At 72.8% G+C, this 21,673-nt stretch carries 17 protein-coding genes; 11 read left to right on the top strand and 6 right to left on the bottom strand.

All coding sequences use genetic code 11. The features are described from left to right. Window positions 1–36: 36 nt before the first annotated feature. Window positions 37–1,350, bottom strand: coding sequence for a M20/M25/M40 family metallo-hydrolase (locus tag ABZ340_RS19440; protein WP_358783006.1), 1,314 nt, complete (start codon window positions 1,348–1,350; stop codon window positions 37–39). After that, entirely contained in the window at window positions 1,343–2,176 is an 834-nt protein-coding gene (locus tag ABZ340_RS19435) for a M55 family metallopeptidase (RefSeq protein WP_358783005.1), read from the bottom strand. Before ABZ340_RS19435 ends, ABZ340_RS19440 begins: the two co-directional genes overlap by 8 nt. A 117-nt stretch (window positions 2,177–2,293) precedes the next feature. On the opposite strand from ABZ340_RS19435, the gene ABZ340_RS19430 reads away from it, so the two are divergent. Then, on the top strand, window positions 2,294–2,998 hold the full coding sequence (locus ABZ340_RS19430) for a DUF2071 domain-containing protein (RefSeq protein WP_358783004.1): 705 nt from the start codon (window positions 2,294–2,296) through the stop codon (window positions 2,996–2,998). Window positions 2,999–3,374: 376 nt separating this feature from the next. Here the strand turns inward: ABZ340_RS19430 and ABZ340_RS19425 are convergent, their stop codons facing one another. Both ABZ340_RS19425 and ABZ340_RS19420 read right to left on the bottom strand, forming a co-directional pair. After that, window positions 3,375–5,780 (bottom strand): MFS transporter, encoded by a 2,406-nt coding sequence (locus ABZ340_RS19425; protein ID WP_358783003.1) that lies wholly within the window; start codon window positions 5,778–5,780, stop codon window positions 3,375–3,377. Window positions 5,781–5,930: 150 nt separating this feature from the next. After that, the gene (locus tag ABZ340_RS19420) at window positions 5,931–6,374 is read right to left on the bottom strand and encodes an SRPBCC family protein (protein ID WP_358783002.1); all 444 of its coding nucleotides are present in this window, start codon (window positions 6,372–6,374) and stop codon (window positions 5,931–5,933) included. Window positions 6,375–6,705: 331 nt separating this feature from the next. Between ABZ340_RS19420 and ABZ340_RS19415 the strand changes: the two genes are divergently transcribed. Then, complete coding sequence (locus ABZ340_RS19415) at window positions 6,706–8,286, top strand: alpha/beta hydrolase (RefSeq protein ID WP_358783001.1); 1,581 nt, start codon at window positions 6,706–6,708, stop codon at window positions 8,284–8,286. A gap of 103 nt (window positions 8,287–8,389) precedes the next feature. Here ABZ340_RS19415 and ABZ340_RS19410 read toward each other — a convergent pair whose 3' ends face one another. Continuing rightward, window positions 8,390–8,965 (bottom strand): adenylosuccinate lyase, encoded by a 576-nt coding sequence (locus tag ABZ340_RS19410; protein ID WP_358783000.1) that lies wholly within the window; start codon window positions 8,963–8,965, stop codon window positions 8,390–8,392. Between the two features lie 423 nt (window positions 8,966–9,388). Here ABZ340_RS19410 and ABZ340_RS19405 point away from each other — a divergent pair, with 423 nt between their 5' ends. The 9 genes from ABZ340_RS19405 to pssA all read left to right on the top strand — a co-directional run bounded on the left by ABZ340_RS19405 (window position 9,389) and on the right by pssA (window position 20,318). Next, a complete protein-coding gene (locus tag ABZ340_RS19405; protein ID WP_358782999.1) occupies window positions 9,389–11,194 on the top strand; it encodes a 3-hydroxyacyl-CoA dehydrogenase NAD-binding domain-containing protein in 1,806 nt (601 codons plus the stop codon). 160 nt (window positions 11,195–11,354) lie between these two features. Beyond that, window positions 11,355–12,164: a TetR family transcriptional regulator gene (locus tag ABZ340_RS19400; RefSeq protein ID WP_358782998.1), complete on the top strand. Its 810-nt coding sequence runs from the start codon at window positions 11,355–11,357 to the stop codon at window positions 12,162–12,164. 426 nt (window positions 12,165–12,590) lie between these two features. Further along, window positions 12,591–13,928 carry a crotonyl-CoA carboxylase/reductase gene (gene ccrA, locus ABZ340_RS19395; RefSeq protein ID WP_358783016.1) on the top strand — a complete coding sequence of 446 codons (1,338 nt, stop codon included), beginning with the start codon at window positions 12,591–12,593 and terminating at the stop codon, window positions 13,926–13,928. 9 nt (window positions 13,929–13,937) lie between these two features. After that, complete coding sequence (locus ABZ340_RS19390; RefSeq protein WP_358782997.1) at window positions 13,938–15,965, top strand: protein meaA; 2,028 nt, start codon at window positions 13,938–13,940, stop codon at window positions 15,963–15,965. After that, on the top strand, window positions 15,962–16,924 hold the full coding sequence (locus tag ABZ340_RS19385) for a CoA ester lyase (protein ID WP_358782996.1): 963 nt from the start codon (window positions 15,962–15,964) through the stop codon (window positions 16,922–16,924). The genes ABZ340_RS19390 and ABZ340_RS19385 overlap by 4 nt, the downstream gene beginning before the upstream one ends. 5 nt (window positions 16,925–16,929) lie before the next feature. Then, window positions 16,930–17,445: a MaoC family dehydratase gene (locus ABZ340_RS19380; RefSeq protein ID WP_358783015.1), complete on the top strand. Its 516-nt coding sequence runs from the start codon at window positions 16,930–16,932 to the stop codon at window positions 17,443–17,445. Further along, window positions 17,445–18,650 carry an acyl-CoA dehydrogenase family protein gene (locus ABZ340_RS19375; RefSeq protein WP_358782995.1) on the top strand — a complete coding sequence of 402 codons (1,206 nt, stop codon included), beginning with the start codon at window positions 17,445–17,447 and terminating at the stop codon, window positions 18,648–18,650. Before ABZ340_RS19380 ends, ABZ340_RS19375 begins: the two co-directional genes overlap by 1 nt. Before the next feature lie 170 nt (window positions 18,651–18,820). Further along, on the top strand, window positions 18,821–19,477 hold the full coding sequence (locus ABZ340_RS19370) for a phosphatidylserine decarboxylase (RefSeq protein ID WP_358782994.1): 657 nt from the start codon (window positions 18,821–18,823) through the stop codon (window positions 19,475–19,477). A 22-nt stretch (window positions 19,478–19,499) separates the two neighbouring features. Continuing rightward, window positions 19,500–20,318, top strand: coding sequence for a CDP-diacylglycerol--serine O-phosphatidyltransferase (gene pssA / locus ABZ340_RS19365; RefSeq protein WP_044385569.1), 819 nt, complete (start codon window positions 19,500–19,502; stop codon window positions 20,316–20,318). Between the two features lie 101 nt (window positions 20,319–20,419). On the opposite strand, the gene ABZ340_RS19360 is transcribed toward pssA, so the two are convergent. Continuing rightward, a complete protein-coding gene (locus ABZ340_RS19360) occupies window positions 20,420–21,577 on the bottom strand; it encodes a glycerate kinase (RefSeq protein WP_358782993.1) in 1,158 nt (385 codons plus the stop codon). Window positions 21,578–21,673: the final 96 nt, after the last annotated feature.

Below are 21,673 nucleotides of genomic sequence, written 5' to 3'. Positions count from 1 at the left end.
TCTCCTCTCGGGCTTGCGGAATTCTCTCGGGCTCTCTCAGGCCGTGCGCAGGAAGCGGTCCAGGACGCGGACGCCGAAGTGGAGCGCCTCGACGGGGACGCGTTCGTCGACGCCGTGGAAGAGGGCCTGGTAGTCGAAGCCCTCCGGCAGCTTCAGCGGCGCGAAGCCGTACCCGGTGATGCCCAGCCGGGAGAACTGCTTGGCGTCCGTGCCGCCCGACATGCAGTACGGCACCACGTGCCCCTCGGGGGCGAACGCCTCGACGGCGGCCCGCATCCGCGCGAACGTCGGCGAGTCCACCGGCGCCTGGAGGGCGACCTCGCGATGGGCGAACTCCCAGTCCACGTCCGGCCCGGTGAGCCGGTCGAGCGTGGCGCGGAACTCCTCCTCGGTGCCGTACAGGAACCGCCCGTCGACATGGGCGACGGCCGCGCCCGGGACGACGTTCACCTTGTAACCGGCGTCCAGCATGGTGGGGTTGGCGCTGTTGCGGACGGTGGCCTCGACGAGGCTCGCGGCGGGCCCGAGCTTGTCCAGCAGGGCGTCCACGTCGTCCGGGCCGGTCTCGATGCCGTACAGGGCGGCGAGTTCGGTGAGGGCGGCGCGCACGGTCGGGGTCAGGCGCAGCGGCCACGCGTGCTCGCCGATCCGGGTGATCGCCGCGGCGAGCCGGGTCACCGCGTTCTCCCGGTTCACCTTGGAGCCGTGCCCGGCCCGGCCGCGCGCGGTCAGCTTCAGCCAGGCGGTGCCGCGCTCCCCGGCCGCGATCGGGTAGAGCTCCCGCCCGGCGCCGTCGTGGAAGGTGAAGGCGCCCGACTCGCTCACGCCTTCCGTGCAGCCCTCGAACAGCGCGGCGTGCCGGTCGGCGAGGAAGCCGGAGCCGTCCTCGGCGCTGGCCTCCTCGTCCGCGGTGAACGCGACCACCACGTCCCGCCGGGGCCGCACGCCGGTGCGGGCCCAGTCCCGCACCACGGCGAGGATCATCGCGTCCATGTTCTTCATGTCGACCGCGCCGCGCCCCCACACGACCCCGTCGCGGATCTCCCCGGAGAACGGGTGCACGCTCCAGTCGGCGGCCTCGGCGGGCACCACGTCGAGGTGCCCGTGCAGGAGCAGCGCGCCGGCCGCGGGGTCGGTGCCCTCGATCCGGGCGACGACGTTGGTCCGGCCCTTGGCACGCTCCAGCAGGACGGGTTCGATCCCCGCCTCGGCGAGGCGCGCCGCGGCGTACTCGGCGGCGGGCCGCTCCCGGCAGTCGCCGCCGCCCCGGTTGGTGGTGTCGATCCGGATGAGGTCGGAGGTGAACGTCACCACCTCGTCGAGGGCCCGCTCGTCCGGCTGCTCAGCCATACTGCTCCTCCACCGCCGCCGAGGCGATCGTGGTGACCGCCTTGAACGTCCGGATCGCCTCGTACATGGTCCCGTGCGTGTACGCCACCTTGCGCTCCCCGATGTGCTCCACCCCCGGCACGACCGTCGCGGCCATCGCCAGGTGCTCGGCGTCGAACTCCACCGCGACGGTGTACGGCCCGCCGCGCACGGGCTCGTGGCGCACCGCCAGCGACGCTGCCTCCTTCGCCGCCGCCCGGATCTCGGCGGCGGTCCGCGCGGGCGTGCGGCACACGGCCGCGTACCGCGACACGTGGTCCTTCACGGCGACCTTCAGCGCCCCGGGCGCGTACCCGAGCGCGTCCTCGCAGGCCACGTCGTCGCCGGTGACGAGCACGACCGGGACGCCGTACTCGGCGACGACGTGCGCGTTGAGCAGTCCCTCGCTGGCCCGTACGTCGTTCAGCCACACCCCGGTGATGGAGTTGGCGAGGTAGGTGTGGGCGAGGACGCCCTCCATGCCGGCGCCCGCGTGGTAGCCGACGAAGGCGATGCCGTCCACGTCGCCGTGCTGCACGCCCTCCACCATCGACAGGGACTTGTGCCGTCCGGTGAGCATCCGCACCCGCTCGTCGAGCCGTTCCAGCAGCAGGTTGCGCATGGTCCAGTGGGCCTCGTTGACGAGCACCTCGTCGGCGCCCCCGTCGAAGAAGCCCCGCACGGCGGCGTCGACGTCGGAGGTGAACATCGACCGGCACCGCTCCCACTGCGGCGTCCCGGGCAGCACGTCGGCCGGCCAGGTGACGCCCGTCGCGCCCTCCATGTCGGCGCTGATGAGGATCTTCATGCCCGGCTCCGTCCTCCCTCGCACGGCAACGGTGCCGCCAATGTAGCCGCTCGCCCGGCACCTGATCACCGGGACGGCGGTGTGTTTCCGGCGGCCGTCCGCGGAAACCCGTCGCCCGTGGTGGCGTACGGAGCTCAGGAGCGGGTCCGGCTGCCCGTGCTGCGGGCCCGCTGGCTGACGCAGACCTTCCTCCACTGGCCGTACCCGTCCGAGGCGGTGCAGGCGCTCCTGCCCGAGGGGCTGATTGTGGACGAGTACGACGGCACCGCCTGGGTGGGGCTCACCCCGTTCGTCATGGCCGGCGTGCGCCCGCCGGGCGTGCCGGCCCGGCTGCCCGGGCTCCCGGCGTTCGCGGAGACCAACCTGCGGACCTACGTCCGCCGCCGGGACGGGCGGGACGGCCTGTGGTTCCTGTCCCTGGAGGTCGCCTTCCCGCCGATGCTGGCGGCGCGCGCCGTGGGCGTCCCGTACCACCCGGGCACGCTGCGCGTCTCCGTCCACGGCGGCACGGTCACGTACGAGGGGTCCCGGTGGGGCGGCGGCGCCGCGTACCGCCTCGTCGTCCGCCCCGGCGGCCCGGTCGCCCCGACGGAACGGGACGTGTGGCTGACCTCGCGCCGGCGGTCGTACACCCGCCGGCTCGGCCTGCTCTGGGAGACGCCGGTGGAGCACGAGCCGTGGCCGCTGGCCGGTGCCGCCGTGGTCGGGCTGGAGGAGACCCTGACCGCCGCCGCGGGCCTTCCCGCCGCCTCCGGCGAACCCGTGGCGCACTACTCGGAAGGGGTCCGGCGGGTACGGATCGGCCCCTCCAGGCCCTGCTGACCGCACCCCGTCCCGCTCGTGCACCGCCGTGCCGTCCGGGGTGCGGAGCCGGCGCCCGCCGTATCGGCCTGGGCACCGCCCTGACCCTGCTCGCCGTCGACCTGGTCTACGTGCCCCGGCGGCGGATCCGGCCCACCCACCTCCTCGACGCCGCGATGCAGGCCGGATGGATCACCGCCTGGCTGCGGGCCGGACGCGGGTAGCGCGTCCTGACCACGCCGGGAACGGCGGCCGGTCCCCGCCGCCGGTACGCGCCCGGGCAAGCCCCGGCGGCCCTTTCCCCGCCGTGCCGGGGACGCGCGGCGGCGTCACCCGGCCGAGCCCCCTGCCGAAAGCCGGGGCGCCGGCAGGGGCCTGTGCCGAGGGCGCGGCGGCATCAGTCCTCGTGCCCGAGCTGAAGATCGCGTTCGGTGCGTCCGCCTCCGGCCACCTGGAGCACCGTGGCGACGGGCGGGTAGCCGGCCGCGATGACGGTGTACTCGCCGGAGGACAGGTCGACGAACCGGAAGACGCCGTCGGGGCCGGTGGTGAGCGTGTCGACGACGTTGCCGGCCGCGTCGAGCAGGGTCACGCGCGCGTCCTCCACGAGCCGCCCGTCACCGGCCCGCACGGTGCCGCGCAGCACGGCGCCGCCCGCGAGCTCGATGTCCTGCCGGGTCTCCCGGGCGGCCTGGACGCTGACGGGGAGGGCGGCCGGGCGGAAGGCGGGCGCGCTGGCGGCGAGGGTGTACTCGCCGGCCACCAGCTCGGTGATGACGTAGCCGCCCTCACGGCCGCTGCGGGTGCTGGCGACGACCTCGCCGTGCACGTTGGTGAGGGTGACGGTGGCGTCGCGTACGGGGCTGCCGTCGGCGGTGAGCACGGTGCCGGCCAGGCGTCCGGCGCCGCCGAGGACGACGTCCAGCTCGACGGGGCGTTCGCCGACGGTCACGGAGACCGCCTGCGGCTGGTGGCCGCCGGCCGCGGCGATCAGGACGTACGACCCCGGACCCGGCGTGCCCATCGCGTACCGGCCGTCGTCGCCGCTGGCGCCCCGGCCGACCTGCTGTCCGGCGACGTCGATGAGGGTGAGCGCCGCGCGGGGCACGACGGTGCCGTCGGGGTGCTGCACCGTGCCGCAGACGGGGGTGCCGGCGGCGTACGGCGACCGGGCCTGGGGGATCGGGCCGGCCGGCTGCGGCGCGGCCGGTGTCCCGGTGGCGGGGGTGTGGTGGGGCGCGGTGCTGTTCACCAGGGGGGTCTCCTTGAGGAAGAGGGCGAGGAGCAGGCCGAGGACGAGGACCGGCACCAGGTAGAGGAAGATCCGGGGCATCGCGTCGGCGTACGCCTGGATGTAGGCGTCGCGCAGCTGCGGGGGCAGTGCGTGGACGAGCTGCGGGGTGAGGGACTCGGCGGCGGGCAGCCCGGTGCCGGCCTCGGCGGGGAGCCGGCCGGCGAGGGCGTCGGTGAGCCGGTCGGCGAAGAGGGTCCCGAAGACCGCCGCGCCGACGCTGCCGCCGATCTGCCGGAAGTAGTTGTTGGCGCTGGTGGCGGTGCCCAGGTCGGCGGGGCGTACGGAGTTCTGCACGGCGAGGACGAGGACGGGCATCACCATGCCGATGCCGGCGCCGAGGACGGCCATCCAGACGCTGTAGTGCAGGCGGGGCGTGTCGGTGTCGAGCCGGGACAGCAGCCACATGCCGGCGACGGAGAGCGCGCCGCCGAGGATGGGGTGGGCGCGGTAGCGCCCGGTGCGGCTGATGAGCTGCCCGGAGACGATCGAGGCGCCGACGATGCCGCCCATCATCGGCAGCATCAGCAGGCCGGACTCGGTGGCGGAGGCGCCGTCGACCATCTGCAGGAAGGTCGGCAGGTAGCTGGCGGCGCCGAACAGGGCGATGCCGACGACGAGGCCGACCAGGCCGGTGATGTTGAAGATCGAGTCGCGGAACAGGCGCAGCGGGATGAGGGGTTCGGCGGCGAAGCGCTCGGCGACCAGGAAGAGGACGGTGGCCGCCAGTGCACCGGCGGCCAGGCCGAGGATGACGCGCGAGTCCCAGGCGTACTCGGTGCCGCCCCAGCTGGTCAGCAGCACCAGGCAGGTGGAGGCGGCGGCCAGCAGCAGCGCGCCGAGGACGTCCAGGCGGGGCTTGCCCTGTGGTTTCGGCAGCTTCAGGACGACGGCGACGACGGCCATGGTGACCAGGCCGAACGGCACGTTGATGTAGAAGCACCACCGCCAGGAGAGGTGGTCGGTGAAGTAGCCGCCGAGCAGCGGTCCGGCGACGGAGGCCAGCCCGAAGGCGGCGCCGATCAGGCCCATGAACCGGGCCCGGTCCCGCGGCGGCACGATGTCCGCGATGATCGCCTGCACGCCGATCATCAGGCCGCCCGCGCCGACGCCCTGCACGGCGCGGAAGGCGATGAGCTGGTCCATGGTCTGCGCCCGGCCCGCGAGCGCGGAGCCGACGACGAAGACGAGGATGGCGAACTGGAAGACGCCCTTGCGGCCCCAGAGGTCACCGAGCTTGCCGTAGATCGGCAGTCCGACGGTGGAGGTGAGCAGGTAGGCGGTGATCGCCCAGGACATCTTGTCCAGGCCGTGCAGCTCACCGACGATCTTCGGGAGCGCGGTGGCGACGATCATCTGCTCCAGGGCGGCGAGCAGCAGCGCCAGCATCAGCCCGCAGAAGACCAGCCGGACCCGGCGCGGACCGAGCGGAGGAGCCTGCGCCGGCTCCGGAGCCCCGGTCCTGGAAGGCGCGGCGACCGGTTCGTCCCGCACCAGAGTGGTCCCGCCCACGTGTGGCTCCCCTCGTCGCACTTGCGCAGATGTCCCGCATGGAGGGGCAACTGCGAACAAGTGCGACGAGTTACGGCGTACGCCGGCGCACGCGCGGAGATCACTCGAACCGGTGAGGGCTCCAACGCGCCCTCGACAAGCACCTCTTGGCTACTTCTCCACCTCGGCGGCGAGCCTGGCCAGCAGCGCGTCGTAGATGCGGCCGAGGCCCTTGGGCGCGAAGGTCTTCTCGAAGAAGCCGCCGATGCCGCCGGCGCCCTTCCAGGTGGTGGTGACGACGACCCGGGACCTGCCCTCGCCGGCCGGGGTGACCCGCCAGGTGGTGACCATGGAGGAGTTGCGGTCCTTCTCGACGAGTTCGCCGTCGGACGGCTCGGTGACCTCCAGCAGGCAGTCGCGGACGCGCTTGCTGGTGGCCTGGAGCTTCCAGTGGACGAGGGTGCCCTCGCCGTCGCCGCCCTCGCGGACCTCGTACTCGCTGAACTGCTCGGGCAGCAGCTTCGCGCGTGTGCCGCTGTAGTCGGCGAGGGTGTCGAACACCGTCTCCGCGTCCGCGGCGACGATCCGCTCCGTCGTGGCCTCGACCTGCGCCATCGGGTTCCTCCAGGAGGTGGTTCTCAGGGTCGGGGCAAGCCAACCACCCCGGCCTCCGGCCGCCAAATCGGGGCGTTCGAACCCGGCCCGGCGACCCGCCCCGCGCCATCGGAGGGACAAGCGTCGCTTCCGGGTCCAGGGCCACCGCGGAGGCTTCAGCGGACAGGAGCGGGCGGGAGCAGACGGAAAGCGGCCGGGGCATTCGAGGGCATCCGGCGGCCCGATCGGGTCACGTGCGGGCCGGATGTGTTCGTCCGTGGCGGCTTCCCGGGACGATGCGGCGAGGACCGCGGCCCTCGCGGTCCACCGCCCCGCCGTTCCGGGAGGACCCATGAGACACCGCGCGGCCGTGCTGTGCGGCGCCGCGGCCGTGGTGGCCGGGACCGTCGCCGCCGTCCCCGCCGGCGCGGGCGCGCCCCCGCGCGCGGACGCCCCGCCCGCCGCGGGGATCGCCTGGAGGAAGTGCGGCACGGCCGGCCATCCCACGCTCCAGTGCGCGTCCCTGGCGGTGCCGCTCGACCACGCCCGCCCGCGCGGGGAGCGGATCACGCTGGCGCTCACCCGCGTCCCGCACACCGCGCGGACCTCCCAGGGGCCGCTGCTGGTCAACCCCGGAGGTCCCGGGGGCAGCGGGCGGACGCTCGCCGGATTCGTCGCCTCCGCGCTGCCCCGGGAGGTGGCCGCCCGGTACGACGTCATCGGCTTCGACCCGCGGGGCGTCGGCGCGAGCAGGCCCGCCCTGAACTGCCGGCCGGGCCACTTCGCCCCCGTGCGCCCCGGCTCCGTGCCCCTCACGCCCGCGGCCGGGCGGGCCAACCTCACGCGCGCGAAGTCCTTCGCCGACGCCTGCGGGAAGAGGTACGCGCGCGTGCTGCCGCACCTCGACACGGTCGGCGCCGCGCGGGACATGGACGCGATCCGGGCGACGCTGGGCGCGCGGAGGATCAGTTACCTCGGCTACTCGTACGGGACCTATCTCGGCGCCGTGTACGCGAAGCTGTTCCCCGAGCGGGTGCGGCGCCTGGTCCTGGACTCGGTCGTCGACCCGTCCGCCGTCTGGTACGAGGCCAACCTCCGCCAGGACCTGGCGTTCGACGACCGCCACCGCGCCTTCCTCGCCTGGGTCGCCCGGCACCACGCGACGTACCGGCTCGGCAGGGACCCGGAGCGGGTCGGGGCCCGGTGGTACGCGATGCGGGCGGAACTGGCCGGGAGGCCGGCGGGCGGGAAGGTGGGGGCCGCGGAGCTGGAGGACACCTTCCTCCCCGGCGGCTACCACAACAGCCACTGGCCGCGCCTGGCGGCGGCGTTCGCGGCGTACGCGCGCGAGGGGGACGCCGGTCCGCTCGTCGCGGCGTACGAGGACCTCGGCGCCGTCGACGCGGCGGGGGAGAACGGCTACAGCGTCTACGCCGCGGTGCAGTGCCGGGACGCGCGCTGGCCGCGCGACTGGAACCGCTGGCGCGCGGACCACCGGGACCTGCACGCGAAGGCGCCGTTCCTGACCTGGAACAACGCCTGGTACAACGCGCCGTGCGCGTTCTGGCCGGTGCGGGCGCGGCGGCCGGTGGACATCGCCAACGACGCGCTGCCGCCGGTCCTGCTGTTCCAGGCGACGCACGACGCCGCCACCCCGTTCGAGGGGGCCGTCACGGTCCGCCGGCTGCTGGCGGGGTCCCGTCTGGTGGTCGAGGAGGGCGGCGGGAACCACGGCGTCACCCTGAGCGGAAACACCTGCCTGGACCGGCACCTGGCGGCCTATCTGGCCGACGGCACCGTGCCGCGCGGCGGTGGCGGCGGGGCGGACGCGGTGTGCCCGGCGCTGCCGGACCCGGTGCCGCCGGAGCCGGAGACGGCCTCGGCGCCCTCGCGCGGCTCGGCCCTGCACCGGTTGCTGGGCTTCCGCCACTGAGCGGGTGACGGGCCGTCGGGGCGGCCTCGCCGTGCCCGAAGTCCGGTACGCCGGGCGGCCGGTGGGCCGGCGGGCCGTCCTGGCCTCACCGGCTTCACCGGCCTCACCGCTGCTTCGGGATCCGCGCCAGCGCCCGTACCGCCGCCTCGGCCAGGGCCGGGTGGGCGAGGGCCTCGTCGAGGACGGGCCGGGCGCGGGGGTCGCCGAGCGCCCCGAGGCCCTCGACGCAGGCGAGGGCCACCCGGCGGTAGGGGTCGTGCGGGCGCAGCCGCCGCCGCAGTGCGGTGATCAGCGCGGGCACCGCCTCCGGGGCGCGCAGCTCGACCAGGAGCCGGACCGGGTGGAGGGCGTAGGCGACGCGCAGTTCGTTGGTGGCGAGCGCGGCGGCGGCCCGGGCGGTGCGCGGGTCGCCCAGGCGGGCGAGGGCGTGGGCGGCGGCGGCGCAGCGCGGCGGGTCGCGGTGGTTGAGCAGCAGCACCAGGGCCTCGAAGGCCCGCCGGTCCCCCGCCAGCCCCAGCCGGAACGCGGCCAGTTCCCGGGCCCACAGGGGCCGGCCGGGCTCGGTGAGGACGGCCGCCAGTTCGTCGTGGTCCCCGGTCGCCACGAGGCGCTCGTACGCCGCCGTGCCCCCGGACTCGGCCCGCAGACGCTCCGTGACCGCTCGCAACTCTTCGTCCATGGCACCGAGATTAGGGGCCGGCCGGCCGTCGGGGGCGCACATCGCCGGCGTACCCCGCCAAGGGCGAGGGCTGGCGCGCTCGTTACCGGGCGGTTAAGCTCAGACGAGCGAGTTACCCACTCGCGACGCTCCTCGCGGCGGTCTGGTGACGCGGCCGCCGCGCGGGACTTCACCACCCCACGCCGTCAGGCAGTGGGGGACGTCGGTTCGGTACCTCGGGTACCGCAGTACGGCACGGCCTCGGGACAGGGCCGGCCGGTCCGGCCGCCGCGCGCGGGCGTGTGCACGCCCCGCCCGACGGCACCGGGCGTGCGCGCTCGCAGCCCGGTGGCACCGCACTCCTCACGCATGACGCACCCGGTGCGCCCGTCGGCGCACCCGGAGGCGTCCTCCCGTCGTCACCCCTCATTCCTGGAGTCCGCGATGGCCTCTCCCCTGTCCGACACCCCTCCGTCCCCGCTGCGGACCGTCGCCGTCGTCGGCCTCGGCACCATGGGCACCGGCATCACCGAGGTCCTGGCCAAGGCCGGCCGCGACGTCGTCGGCATCGACATCGGCGAGGCCCAGACCGCGCGGGCCGTCGCCGCGCTGGAGGCCGCCACCGCCCGTGCCGTCGCCCGCGGACGGCTGGCCGAGCAGGAGCGCGCGGACGCCCTCGCCCGGGTGCGCGTCTCGACCGACCTGCGGGCGGCGGCCGACGCCGACCTGGTGATCGAGGTGGCGCCGGAGTCGTACGAGATCAAACAGCAGATCTTCCGGGAGCTGGACGGCATCGTGCGGCCGGAGGCCATCCTCGCGACCGGCACCAACGCCCTGTCCGTCACGCGCCTGGCCGCCGACTCGGCCCGCCCCGAACGGGTGCTGGGCCTGCACTTCTTCAACCCCGCCCCGGTGATGCGGCTGGTGGAGGTCGTCTCGTCCGTGCTGACGGCGCCCGCGGCCGTCACGGCGGTCACCAACCTCGCCCTGGACCTGGGCAAGGAGCCCGTCGCGGTCGGCGACCGGCCCGGTTTCGTCGCCGACGGGCTGCTGTTCGGCTACCTCAACCAGGCCGCGGCGATGTACGAGGCGAAGTACGCCTCCCGCGAGGACATCGACGCCGCGATGCGGCTGGGCTGCGGGCTGCCCATGGGCCCGCTCGCCCTGCTCGACCTCATCGGCATCGACACCGCGCGCACGGTCCTGGAGGCCATGTACGCCGCCTCCCGCGACCGGCTGCACGCCCCGGCCCCGATCCTGCGGCAGCTCGGCGAGGCGGGGCTGACGGGCCGCAAGGCGGGGCGCGGCTTCTACACCTACGAGGCGCCCGGCAGCCCGGCCGTGGTGCCGGACGCGCTGACGCCGCGGGAGGACGGCCCGCGGGTTCCCGGGCGTCCCGTCCGCTCGGTCGGGGTGGCGGGCTCGGGCACCATGGCGTCCGGCATCGCGGAGGTCTTCGCCAAGGCCGGGTACGAGGTGGTCCTCGCCGCCCGCAGCGCGGAGAAGGCCGAGGCCGCCAAGGCCCGCGTCGGCGCCTCCCTGGCCCGTTCCGTCGACAAGGGCCGGCTGACCGCCGGGGCCGCCGCGCGGGCCCTGGAGCGGATCCGGCCCGCCGGCACCTACGACGACTTCGCCGGCGTCGATCTGGCGGTGGAGGCGGTCGCGGAGGACCTGGAGGTCAAGCGGCAGCTGTTCGCCACGCTGGACAAGGTGTGCCGGCCGGGCGCCGTCCTGGCCACCACGACCTCCTCCCTGCCGGTGGTCTCCTGCGCCCGCGCCACCTCGCGCCCGCAGGACGTGATCGGCATGCACTTCTTCAACCCGGCCCCGGCGATGAAGCTGGTGGAGGTGGTCCGCACGGTGCTGACGGCGGACGACGCGCACGCCACCGTCCGCGAGGTCTGCGCCGCGATCGGGAAGCACCCCGTGGACTGCGGGGACCGGGCCGGGTTCATCGTGAACGCGCTGCTGTTCCCGTACCTGAACAACGCGGTCAAGATGGTGCAGGAGCACTACGCCTCGCTCGACGACATCGACGCGGCGATGAAGCTGGGCGGGGGCTATCCGATGGGCCCCTTCGAACTGCTGGACGTCGTCGGGCTGGACGTCTCGCTCGCCATCGAGAAGGTCCTGCACCGCGAGTTCCGCGACCCGGGGCTCGCGCCGGCGCCGCTGCTGGAACACCTGGTGGCCGCGGGCTGCCTCGGCCGCAAGACCGGCCGTGGCTTCCGCGAACATGCCAAGCGCTGAACGGCCCGGCGACCGGTTCCGGCCCGGTGACGGCTGGGGCGGACTGCTGGCCCCGGGCGGGCGGCCCACGCCCGCCCGAGGTGCCCCTCCCCCGCCCCCCGGAGTCCGGGCGGACCCCGGTCATGCGCACCGAGCTGCGCACATGCAGTACGTTCAGGGCATGTCCCAGCCCGCCAAGTCCTCACGTACACCCGCCACGCCCGATGCGCCGGAGAGCACCGCGGGCGGCCGTGCCGCCGCCCAGCGGCTGAAAATGCGCCGAGAACTGGCGGCGGCGGCGATGGAGCTGTTCGCGACCAAGGGGTACGAGGCGACCACCGTCGACGAGATCGCAGCCCAGGCCGGGGTCGCCCGCCGCACCTTCTTCCGCCACTTCCGCTCCAAGGAAGAGGCGATCTTCCCGGACCACGACGACACCCTGGTCCGCGCCGAGGCCGTGCTCAACGCCGCGCCCGCGCACGAGCACCCGCTCGACACGGTGTGCCGCGGCATCAAGGAAGTCATGAAGATGTACGCGGCCCGCCCGGAGATCTCGGTCGCCCGCTACAAGCTCACGCGCGAGGTGCCCGCCCTGCGCGAGGCGGAGATCGCGTCGGTGGCCCGCTACGAACGCCTCTTCACCCGCTACCTGCTCGGCCACTTCGACGAGCACGCGCACGCCGACGACGCCAACGACGACCCGCTGCTGGCGGAGGTCGCCGCCTCCGCCGTGGTCACCGCCCACAACCACGTGCTGCGGCGCTGGCTGCGGGCGGGCGGGCAGGGCGACGTGGAGACCCAGCTCGACCACGCCTTCGCGATCGTGCGCAAGACGTTCGGCACGGGCATCATGGCGGGCCGCGCCACGGCCCCGCGGCCGGCCGCCGCGACCGCCTCCACCCAGGGCGAGGTGCTGGTGACCGTGGCCCGCACCGACGCCCCGCTCGACGAGGTCATGCGCACGATCGAGCAGGCCCTCAAGGAGCGCTGAGCCCGTCCTTCCGTTGCGAGGCATGAGAACGGCCACCCCATCGGGGTGGCCGTTCTGGCATGTCAGGGGTGGTTTTCCGGCCGCTCGCCGCCCACTTTCGATCGATCATCGCTCATCTGATGCGTAAAGATTTCATCTGAGAGCAATTACTGGCACCCAGTGCCTTGCGGGCTGACACGGGGTGCCATACGTTGAAGGTGTCCGGGCGGCCGGAGCGCAGCGACCCACCGCGCGCCGGCTGTCCCCGCGGCCCCCTGGCCCGCGCGCCCGGACGCCTGCGTCACAGGCACCCTCCCGCGCCACAAAGCGCCGCCGAACCGTTCCACCCGCCGAACCGACGGCCCCCTCACACCACCTCAGCAGCACCGACGCACCCCTCAGCGCCCCTTGCTCAGGACGCTCACCGCCGGAGGCAACACCGTGACCGTGAAGGACATCCTGGCCGCGATCCAGTCGCCCGACTCCACGCCGGCCGACTTCGCCGCCCTGCCGCTCCCCGAGTCCTACCGCGCCATCACCGTCCACAAGGACGAGGTCGAGATGTTCGCGGGCCTGGACACCCGCGACAAGGACCCGCGCAAGTCCCTCCACCTGGACGAGGTCCCGGTGCCCGAACTCGGCCCGGGCGAGGCCCTGGTGGCCGTCATGGCCTCCTCGGTCAACTACAACTCGGTGTGGACCTCGATCTTCGAGCCGGTGCCGACGTTCGCCTTCCTGGAGCGCTACGGCAAGCTGTCGCCGCTGACCAGGCGCCACGACCTGCCGTACCACATCATCGGCTCCGACCTTGCGGGCGTCGTCCTGCGCACCGGCCCCGGCGTCAACGCCTGGCAGCCCGGCGACGAGGTCGTCGCCCACTGCCTCTCCGTCGAGCTGGAGTCGCCGGACGGCCACGACGACACCATGCTCGACCCCGAGCAGCGCATCTGGGGCTTCGAGACCAACTTCGGCGGCCTGGCGGAGCTCGCGCTGGTGAAGACCAACCAGCTCATGCCGAAGCCGGCCCACCTCAGCTGGGAGGAGGCCGCCGCCCCGGGCCTGGTCAACTCCACCGCCTACCGGCAGCTCGTCTCCCGCAACGGCGCGGCGATGAAGCAGGGCGACAACGTCCTGATCTGGGGCGCGAGCGGCGGACTCGGCTCCTACGCCACCCAGTTCGCCCTCGCCGGCGGAGCGACCCCGATCTGTGTCGTCTCCTCGCCCGAGAAGGCCGAGATCTGCCGGAGGATGGGCGCCGAGCACGTCATCGACCGCAACGCCGAGGGCTACAGGTTCTGGAAGGACGAGCACACCCAGGACCCCAAGGAGTGGAAGCGCTTCGGCAAGCGCATCCGCGAACTCACCGGCGGCGAGGACATCGACATCGTCTTCGAGCACCCCGGCCGCGAGACCTTCGGCGCGAGCGTGTACGTCACCCGCAAGGGCGGCACCATCACCACCTGCGCCTCCACCTCGGGCTACATGCACGAGTACGACAACCGCTACCTGTGGATGTCGCTGAAGCGGATCATCGGCTCGCACTTCGCCAACTACCGCGAGGCGTACGAGGCCAACCGCCTCATCGCCAAGGGGAAGATCCACCCGACGCTGTCGAAGGTGTACCCGCTGGAGGAGACCGGCCAGGCCGCCCACGACGTCCACCGCAACGCCCACCAGGGCAAGGTCGGCGTGTTGTGCCTCGCCCCCGAGGAAGGCCTGGGCGTGCGCGACCACGAGATGCGCGCCCGGCACCTCGACGCCATCAACCGCTTCCGGAACGTCTGAGGGGCGTAGATGACAGAGCGTCAGAAGGACCGGCCGTGGCTCATGCGCACCTACGCGGGGCACTCGACCGCCGAGGCGTCCAACGAGCTGTACCGGCGCAACCTCGCCAAGGGCCAGACGGGGCTGTCGGTGGCGTTCGACCTGCCGACGCAGACCGGCTACGACCCCGACCACGTCCTCGCCCGCGGCGAGGTCGGCCGGGTCGGGGTGCCCGTCGCGCACCTCGGCGACATGCGCCGGCTGTTCCAGGACATCCCCCTGGAGCAGATGAACACCTCCATGACCATCAACGCCACGGCCATGTGGCTGCTGGCGCTCTACCAGGTCGTCGCGGAGGAGCAGGGCGCGGACATCGGCCGGCTCCAGGGGACGACCCAGAACGACATCGTCAAGGAGTACCTGTCGCGCGGGACGCACGTCTTCCCGCCCGGCCCCTCGCTCCGCCTGACGACGGACATGATCGCGTACACGGTCTCCCACATGCCGAAGTGGAACCCGATCAACATCTGCAGCTACCACCTGCAGGAGGCGGGCGCCACGCCGGTGCAGGAGATCGCGTACGCGATGTCGACGGCGATCGCCGTCCTGGACGCCGTGCGCGACGGCGGCCAGGTGCCGCAGGAGCGCATGGGCGACGTCGTCGGCCGGATCTCCTTCTTCGTGAACGCGGGCGTCCGCTTCATCGAGGAGATGTGCAAGATGCGCGCCTTCGGCCGCATCTGGGACCAGGTCACGCGGGAGCGGTACGGCATCGAGAACCCGAAGCACCGCCGCTTCCGCTACGGCGTCCAGGTCAACTCCCTCGGCCTGACCGAGGCCCAGCCGGAGAACAACGTCCAGCGGATCGTCCTGGAGATGCTGGCGGTCACCCTGTCCAAGGACGCCCGCGCGCGTGCCGTGCAGCTCCCCGCCTGGAACGAGGCCCTCGGCCTGCCCCGCCCCTGGGACCAGCAGTGGTCGCTGCGCATCCAGCAGGTGCTGGCGTACGAGAGCGACCTGCTGGAGTACGACGACATCTTCGACGGCTCGAAGGTGATCGAGGCGAAGGTGGACGAGCTGACCCGGGCCGCGCTCGCCGAGATGGACCGGATCGAGGAGATGGGCGGCGCGCTGGCCGCCGTCGAGTCCGGCTACCTGAAGGCGCAGCTCGTCGCCTCGCACGCGGCGCGCCGGGCCCGGATCGAGTCCGGCCAGGAGAAGATCGTCGGCGTCAACGTCTTCGAGTCGACCGAGCCGAACCCGCTCACCGCCGACCTGGACACCGCGATCCAGACGGTGGACCCGGCGGTGGAGGCACGGGTGATCGAGTCGTTGCGGCACTGGCGGGACACCCGCTACCAGCCTCCCTTCAACCACCCGCGCCCCTGCAAGGCGCTGGAGCGGCTGAAGGAGGCCGCGCGCGGCACCGAGAACCTCATGGAGGCCACCCTGGAGTGCGCCCGCGCGGGCGTCACGACCGGCGAGTGGGCCGGGGCCCTGCGCGAGGTGTTCGGCGAGTTCCGGGCGCCGACCGGGGTCTCGTCCGCGCCCGTGGCCGTCCCCGCCGAGGAGGGCTCCAGGCTGTCCGAGGTGCGCCGGAAGGTGGAGCTGACCGCCCGTGACCTCGGCGTCGGCAAGCTGCGCTTCCTGGTCGGCAAGCCGGGCCTGGACGGGCACTCCAACGGCGCCGAGCAGATCGCCGTACGCGCCCGCGACGCCGGCTTCGAGGTGGTCTACCAGGGCATCCGGCTCACCCCGGAGCAGATCGTGGACGCGGCCCTGGCGGAGGACGTGCACGCGGTCGGCCTGTCCGTCCTCTCCGGCTCGCACGCGCAGCTCGTCCCCGACGTGCTGGAGCGGCTCCGTGTGGCCGGTGCCACAGATATACCGGTGATCGCCGGTGGCATCATCCCAAGCGGTGACGCCGAACTGCTGCGGGCCGCCGGAGTGGCCGCGGTCTTCACCCCGAAGGACTTCGACATCACCGGCATCATCGGCCGGATCGTGGACGAGATCCGGAACGCGAACAAGCTCGACCCCCTGGAGGTCCCCGCATGACTACGGTCAACCGCCTTCGCCCCCGGCGCTCCTGCCTGGCGGTACCGGGCTCGAACCCGCGCTTCCTGGAGAAGGCCCAGGGCCTCCCGGCGGACCAGGTCTTCCTGGACCTGGAGGACGCGTGCGCGCCGCTCGCCAAGCCCGAGGCGCGGCACACCGTCGTGAAGTTCCTCAACGAGGGCGACTGGACGGGCAAGACGCGGGTCGTGCGCGTCAACGACTGGACGACGGAGTGGACGTACCGGGACGTCGTCACGGTCGTCGAGGGCGCGGGCCAGAACCTGGACTGCATCATGCTGCCGAAGGTCCAGGACGCCCGGCAGATCGTGGCGCTGGACCTCCTCCTCACCCAGATCGAGAAGACCATGGGCTTCGAGGTGGGCCGCATCGGCATCGAGGCGCAGATCGAGAACGCCCGCGGCCTGAACAACGTCAACGAGATCGCGCAGGCGTCCCCGCGCATCGAGACGATCATCTTCGGCCCGGCCGACTTCATGGCGTCGATCAACATGAAGTCGCTGGTCGTGGGCGAGCAGCCGCCCGGCTACCCGGCCGACGCCTACCACTACATCCTGATGAAGATCCTGATGGCGGCCCGCGCCAACGACCTCCAGGCGATCGACGGCCCCTACCTCCAGATCCGCAACGTCGACGGCTTCCGCGAGGTCGCCGGCCGTGCCGCCGCCCTCGGCTTCGACGGCAAGTGGGTGCTGCACCCCGGCCAGGTGGACGCCGCCAACGAGGTCTTCTCGCCCTCCCAGGAGGACTACGACCACGCCGAGCTGATCCTGGACGCGTACGAGTACTACACCTCCGAGGCGGGCGGCAAGAAGGGCTCCGCGATGCTCGGCGACGAGATGATCGACGAGGCCAGCCGCAAGATGGCGCTGGTCATCGCGGGCAAGGGCCGCGCCGCCGGCATGAAGCGCACCAGCACGTTCGAGATCCCGGAGGCGTGAGCGCGATGCAGTTCGGACGCACCTACGAGGAGTTCGAGGTCGGGGCGGTGTACAAGCACTGGCCGGGCAAGACGGTCACGGAGTACGACGACCACCTCTTCTGTCTCCTCACCATGAACCACCACCCGCTCCACCTGGACTCCCACTACGCCGGGAACACGACGGACTTCGGCCGGAACGTGGTGGTCGGGAACTACGTCTACTCCCTGCTGCTCGGCATGTCCGTGCCGGACGTCTCCGGCAAGGCGATCGCCAACCTGGAGATCGAGTCGCTCCGGCACGTGGCGCCGACCTTCCACGGCGACACGATCTACGGCGAGACGACCGTGCTGGACAAGTGGCCGTCGAAGTCGAAGGACGACCGCGGCATCGTGCACGTCGAGACCAAGGGCTACAAGCAGGACGGCACCCTGGTGTGCGTGTTCCGCCGCAAGGTGATGGTGCCGACCGAGACGTACGTCAAGGAGCGCGGCGGAGAGCAGCCGGGCCGCCCCGAGCCGAGGGAACAGGGGAAGCGGTGATGGCCCGACTCGCCCAGACCGCCGGTCTGACCGACGTCCAGCAGGAGATCCTCTCCACCGTCCGGGAATTTGTCGACAAGGAGATCATCCCGGTCGCGACCGAGCTGGAACACCGCGACGAGTACCCGCAGGCGATCGTGGACGGCCTGAAGGAGCTGGGCCTGTTCGGCCTGATGATCCCCGAGGAGTACGGGGGGCTGGGCGAGTCGCTGCTCACGTACGCCCTGTGCGTGGAGGAGATCGCCCGCGGCTGGATGTCGGTGTCCGGCATCATCAACACGCACTTCATCGTGGCGTACATGCTCAAGCAGCACGGCACACAGGAGCAGAAGGACCACTTCCTGCCGAGGATGGCCGCCGGCGACATCCGGGGCGCCTTCTCGATGTCGGAGCCGGGCCTGGGCTCGGATGTGGCGGCCATCACGTCGAAGGCGGTCCGGGACGGCGACGAGTACGTCCTGACCGGCCAGAAGATGTGGCTCACGAACGGCGGTACGTCGTCCCTGGTGGCCGTCCTGGTCCGCAGTGACGAGGGTCACCCGGAGGGGACGGCCCCGCACAAGTCGATGACGACCTTCCTGGTGGAGAAGGAGCCCGGCTTCGGCGAGGTCCGTCCCGGCCTCACCATCCCGGGCAAGATCGAGAAGATGGGCTACAAGGGGGTCGACACCACCGAGCTCATCATGGACGGCCTGCGCGTTCCGGCCGATCGGGTGCTCGGCGGGGTGACCGGCCGAGGTTTTTACCAAATGATGGACGGCGTGGAGGTGGGCCGCGTCAACGTCGCGGCGCGTGGCTGCGGCGTCGCTCAGCGCGCCTTCGAGCTGGGTGTCCGGTACGCCCAGCAGCGTCACACTTTCGGCAAGCCGATCGCGCGGCACCAGGCCATTCAGTTCAAGCTCGCCGAGATGGCCACCAAGGTCGAGGCCGCGCATGCGATGATGGTGAACGCGGCACGCAAAAAGGACTCCGGGGAACGAAACGACCTTGAGGCAGGGATGGCGAAGTACCTCGCTTCCGAGTACTGCAAAGAGGTCGTGGAGGACGCCTTCCGGATCCACGGCGGCTACGGCTTCTCCAAGGAGTACGAGATCGAGCGCCTCTACCGCGAGGCGCCGATGCTGCTCATCGGCGAAGGGACCGCAGAGATCCAGAAAATGATCATCGGCCGCAGGTTGCTCGAAGAGTATCGATTCCAGGGCTAGATGTCCGGGTACGGGGTGTTTTCTTGGAGAAGAAGATCACACCCCGTAGGCGTTCTTCGGCCGCCGACTCCACTTCCTGGCTTACCCAGTTGCCGCCCCGAGCCGCTACGATCGCCGGAAAGCCGCCGTCCCCCGTCAGAGCGCGGCATCATCCGCTACGAAGGTCATCCATGCCCCACAGCCAAACCTCTGCACCTCGCGACAGCCTGGCCGGCGTACGCCTCGCGCGCGGAGCATCGCCGTGGCTCCTCCCGACCGTCGCCACCGCGGCCGTCAGCCTGGCCCGCGCACGCCGTTCCGGCGCCGCCAAGGCCATTGCCGTCCCCGCCACCGCGCTCGCGGCGGGGATGCTGTGGTTCTTCCGCGACCCCGAGCGCGAGATCGCCCAGGGCCGGGTCATCTCGCCCGCCGACGGCGTGGTGCAGAGCATCATGCCGTGGAAGGACGGACGCACCCGCGTCGCGATCTTCATGAGCCCGCTCAACGTCCACGTCAACCGCGCGCCGCTGGCCGGCACGGTGACGTCGGTCGAGCACATCCCGGGCGGTTTCGTTCCCGCTTTCAACAAGGAGAGCGAGAACAACGAGCGGGTCGTCTGGCACTTCGACACCGAGCTCGGCGACATCGAGATGATCCAGATCGCCGGCGCGGTGGCCCGCCGCATCGTCCCCTACCTGCCCCAGGGCACCAAGGTCGAGCAGGGCGAGCGGATCGGGCTGATCCGTTTCGGCTCGCGCGTCGACCTCTACCTGCCCGAGGGCGTGGAGGTCGCGGTCGAGGTCGGCCAGAAGACCGTGGCAGGGGTGACTCGCATTGACCGTGATTGATCCGGAGACCCAGACGGGCTGGGTGCCCGAGGCCGCCGAGGCGGACGACGAGGAGGAGATGCCCCTCTCGCTCCGCCTGTCGATAGCGGACACCCTCACCCTGGGCAACGCCACGTGCGGCTTCATGGCGGTGTACTTCACCACCACCGGCATCCTGATCCCGCACCTGTCGGGCAGCCAGGAGACCGGCATGGCCCGGCACAGCGCGGCCACCGCGGTCATCCTGATGCTGTGCGCGGCGGTCTTCGACCTGTTCGACGGCCTGGTGGCGCGCAAGCTGCGCAGTTCGCCGATGGGCGCCGAGCTGGACAACCTGTCCGACCTGATCAGCTTCGGTCTGGCCCCGGCGTACTTCGTCCTGGTCTACGGCATGGTCGCGGACGACGCCCACCAGCGGGTGGCGGCGGTCGGCGCGATCGTGGTGCTCCTGGCGGTGGTGCTCAGGCTCGCGAGATTCTCGTGCGTCACCGTCAAGGACGGCACGTTCCAGGGCATGCCGTCGCCGTTCGGCGCGCTGACGGTCGTGTCGATCGTGCTGCTGGAGCTGCCCTTCGTGGCGACGGTCCTCGCCGTCCTCGGCACGGCCTGGCTGATGGTGAGCCGGGTGGAGTACCCCAAGCCGCGGGGCCGCCTCGCGGTGGCGATGCTCTCCTGGATCGTGCTGTCGATGGGCCTGCTGGCCGCCTGGGCCTTCGACGCCCCGAGCGGCCAGCTGCTGCTCCAGACCGGCTGTGCGCTGCAGCTGGTGATGGGCGCGGTGATCCCGCTGTTCGCCACGGCCCGCCGGGTGAACAACTTCCGCGACAACCGGCGCGAGGCGCGGGCGGCACAGCTGCCGTAGCGCTCCGCTGGGAAGGGCCCCGGACCGATCATCGGTCCGGGGCCCTTCCTCTTTTCCCGTACGCGGCGTGGACACGGGCCCCGCCGGGAGCGCCTTCGGCGTCAGGCCAGGTAGTCCCGCGCGATGTTCTCCGCGACCCGCTCCAGGATCGGGCCGGCCTCCGCGATGCACTTCTCCACGTCCGGCTCGATCTCCGTCAGCGGGTACGCCCGGCGGATGCCGGCCCGGCCCAGCGTCTGAGCCGGCAGGGCGAGGCGCCCGCACACCGCGACGACCTCCTTGCCGGCGGCCCGCGCGGCGGCGGCGACACCGGCGGGGGCCTTGCCGTGCAGGGTCTGCTCGTCCAGGGAGCCCTCCCCGGTGATCACCAGGTCCGCGCGCTCCAGCGCCGGGGCGAAGCCGAGGACGTCGAGCATCACCTCGATGCCGGGGCGGAAGCGGGCGCCGATCAGGAGGGCGCCGTAGCCGATGCCGCCCGCCGCGCCCGCGCCCGGGGAGGCGGCGTACTCGGCCGCCTTCGCGCCCACGGCGTCCTCCAGGACCTTCGCGTAGTGCGTGAGGGCCGCGTCCAGCGTCTCCACGTCGTCCGGCGAGGCGCCCTTCTGCGGGCCGTAGACCGCCGGGGCGCCCTTCGGGCCGGTCAGCGGGTTGTCGACGTCGCTCGCGAGCACCAGTTCGACGGAGGCGAGGCGTGGGTCGAGGCCGGACAGGTCGGCCGTGGCCAGCTCGGCGAGGCCCCCGCCGCCCGGCGCCACCGGCTCCCCCTGCGCGTTCAGGAACCGCGCCCCGAGCGCCGTCAGCATGCCGGCGCCGCCGTCCGTGGTGGCGCTGCCGCCGACGCCGAACACGAGGGTGCGCGCGCCCGCGTCCAGGGCGGCCTTCAGCAGCTCGCCGGAGCCGTGCGTGGACGCCGTCAGCGGGGCGAGGACCCCCTCGGGGAGCCGCTGCAGCCCGCTCGCCTCGGCCATCTCGACGACCGCGGTGTCACCGCGCAGCGCGAACGCCGCCGTCACCTCGTCGCCGAGCGGCCCGGCGACGCGTACCTCGCGCCGCTCGAACCCGGCCGCGACCGCCGCGGCCACGGTCCCGTCGCCGCCGTCGGCCACCGGCAGGGCCTCGACCCGCAGGCCGGGCACGACCCGGCGCAGCCCGGCCGTGACCCGCTCGGCGACCTCGACGGCCGTCAGCGACCCCTTGAACTTGTCCGCGGCGACGAGGACCCCGCGGGCCCCGTCCAGTGCAGCGTCCGCCACTTGCATTCCCCTCGCTCTCCGGGCCCCGCGCGCGTCCGTGTGCGCCGGGGCCAGTCGCGCCGCTGTGACCTTAACCGGAGGACGCCCTCGCCGTCATGCCCC

Source organism: Streptomyces sp. NPDC006134 (assembly GCF_040628835.1).
In the GTDB taxonomy this organism is placed as follows: Bacteria; Actinomycetota; Actinomycetes; order Streptomycetales; family Streptomycetaceae; genus Streptomyces.
The sequence above is the reverse complement of the archived record's forward strand: the minus strand, read 5'-3'. Positions and strand labels throughout refer to the sequence as shown.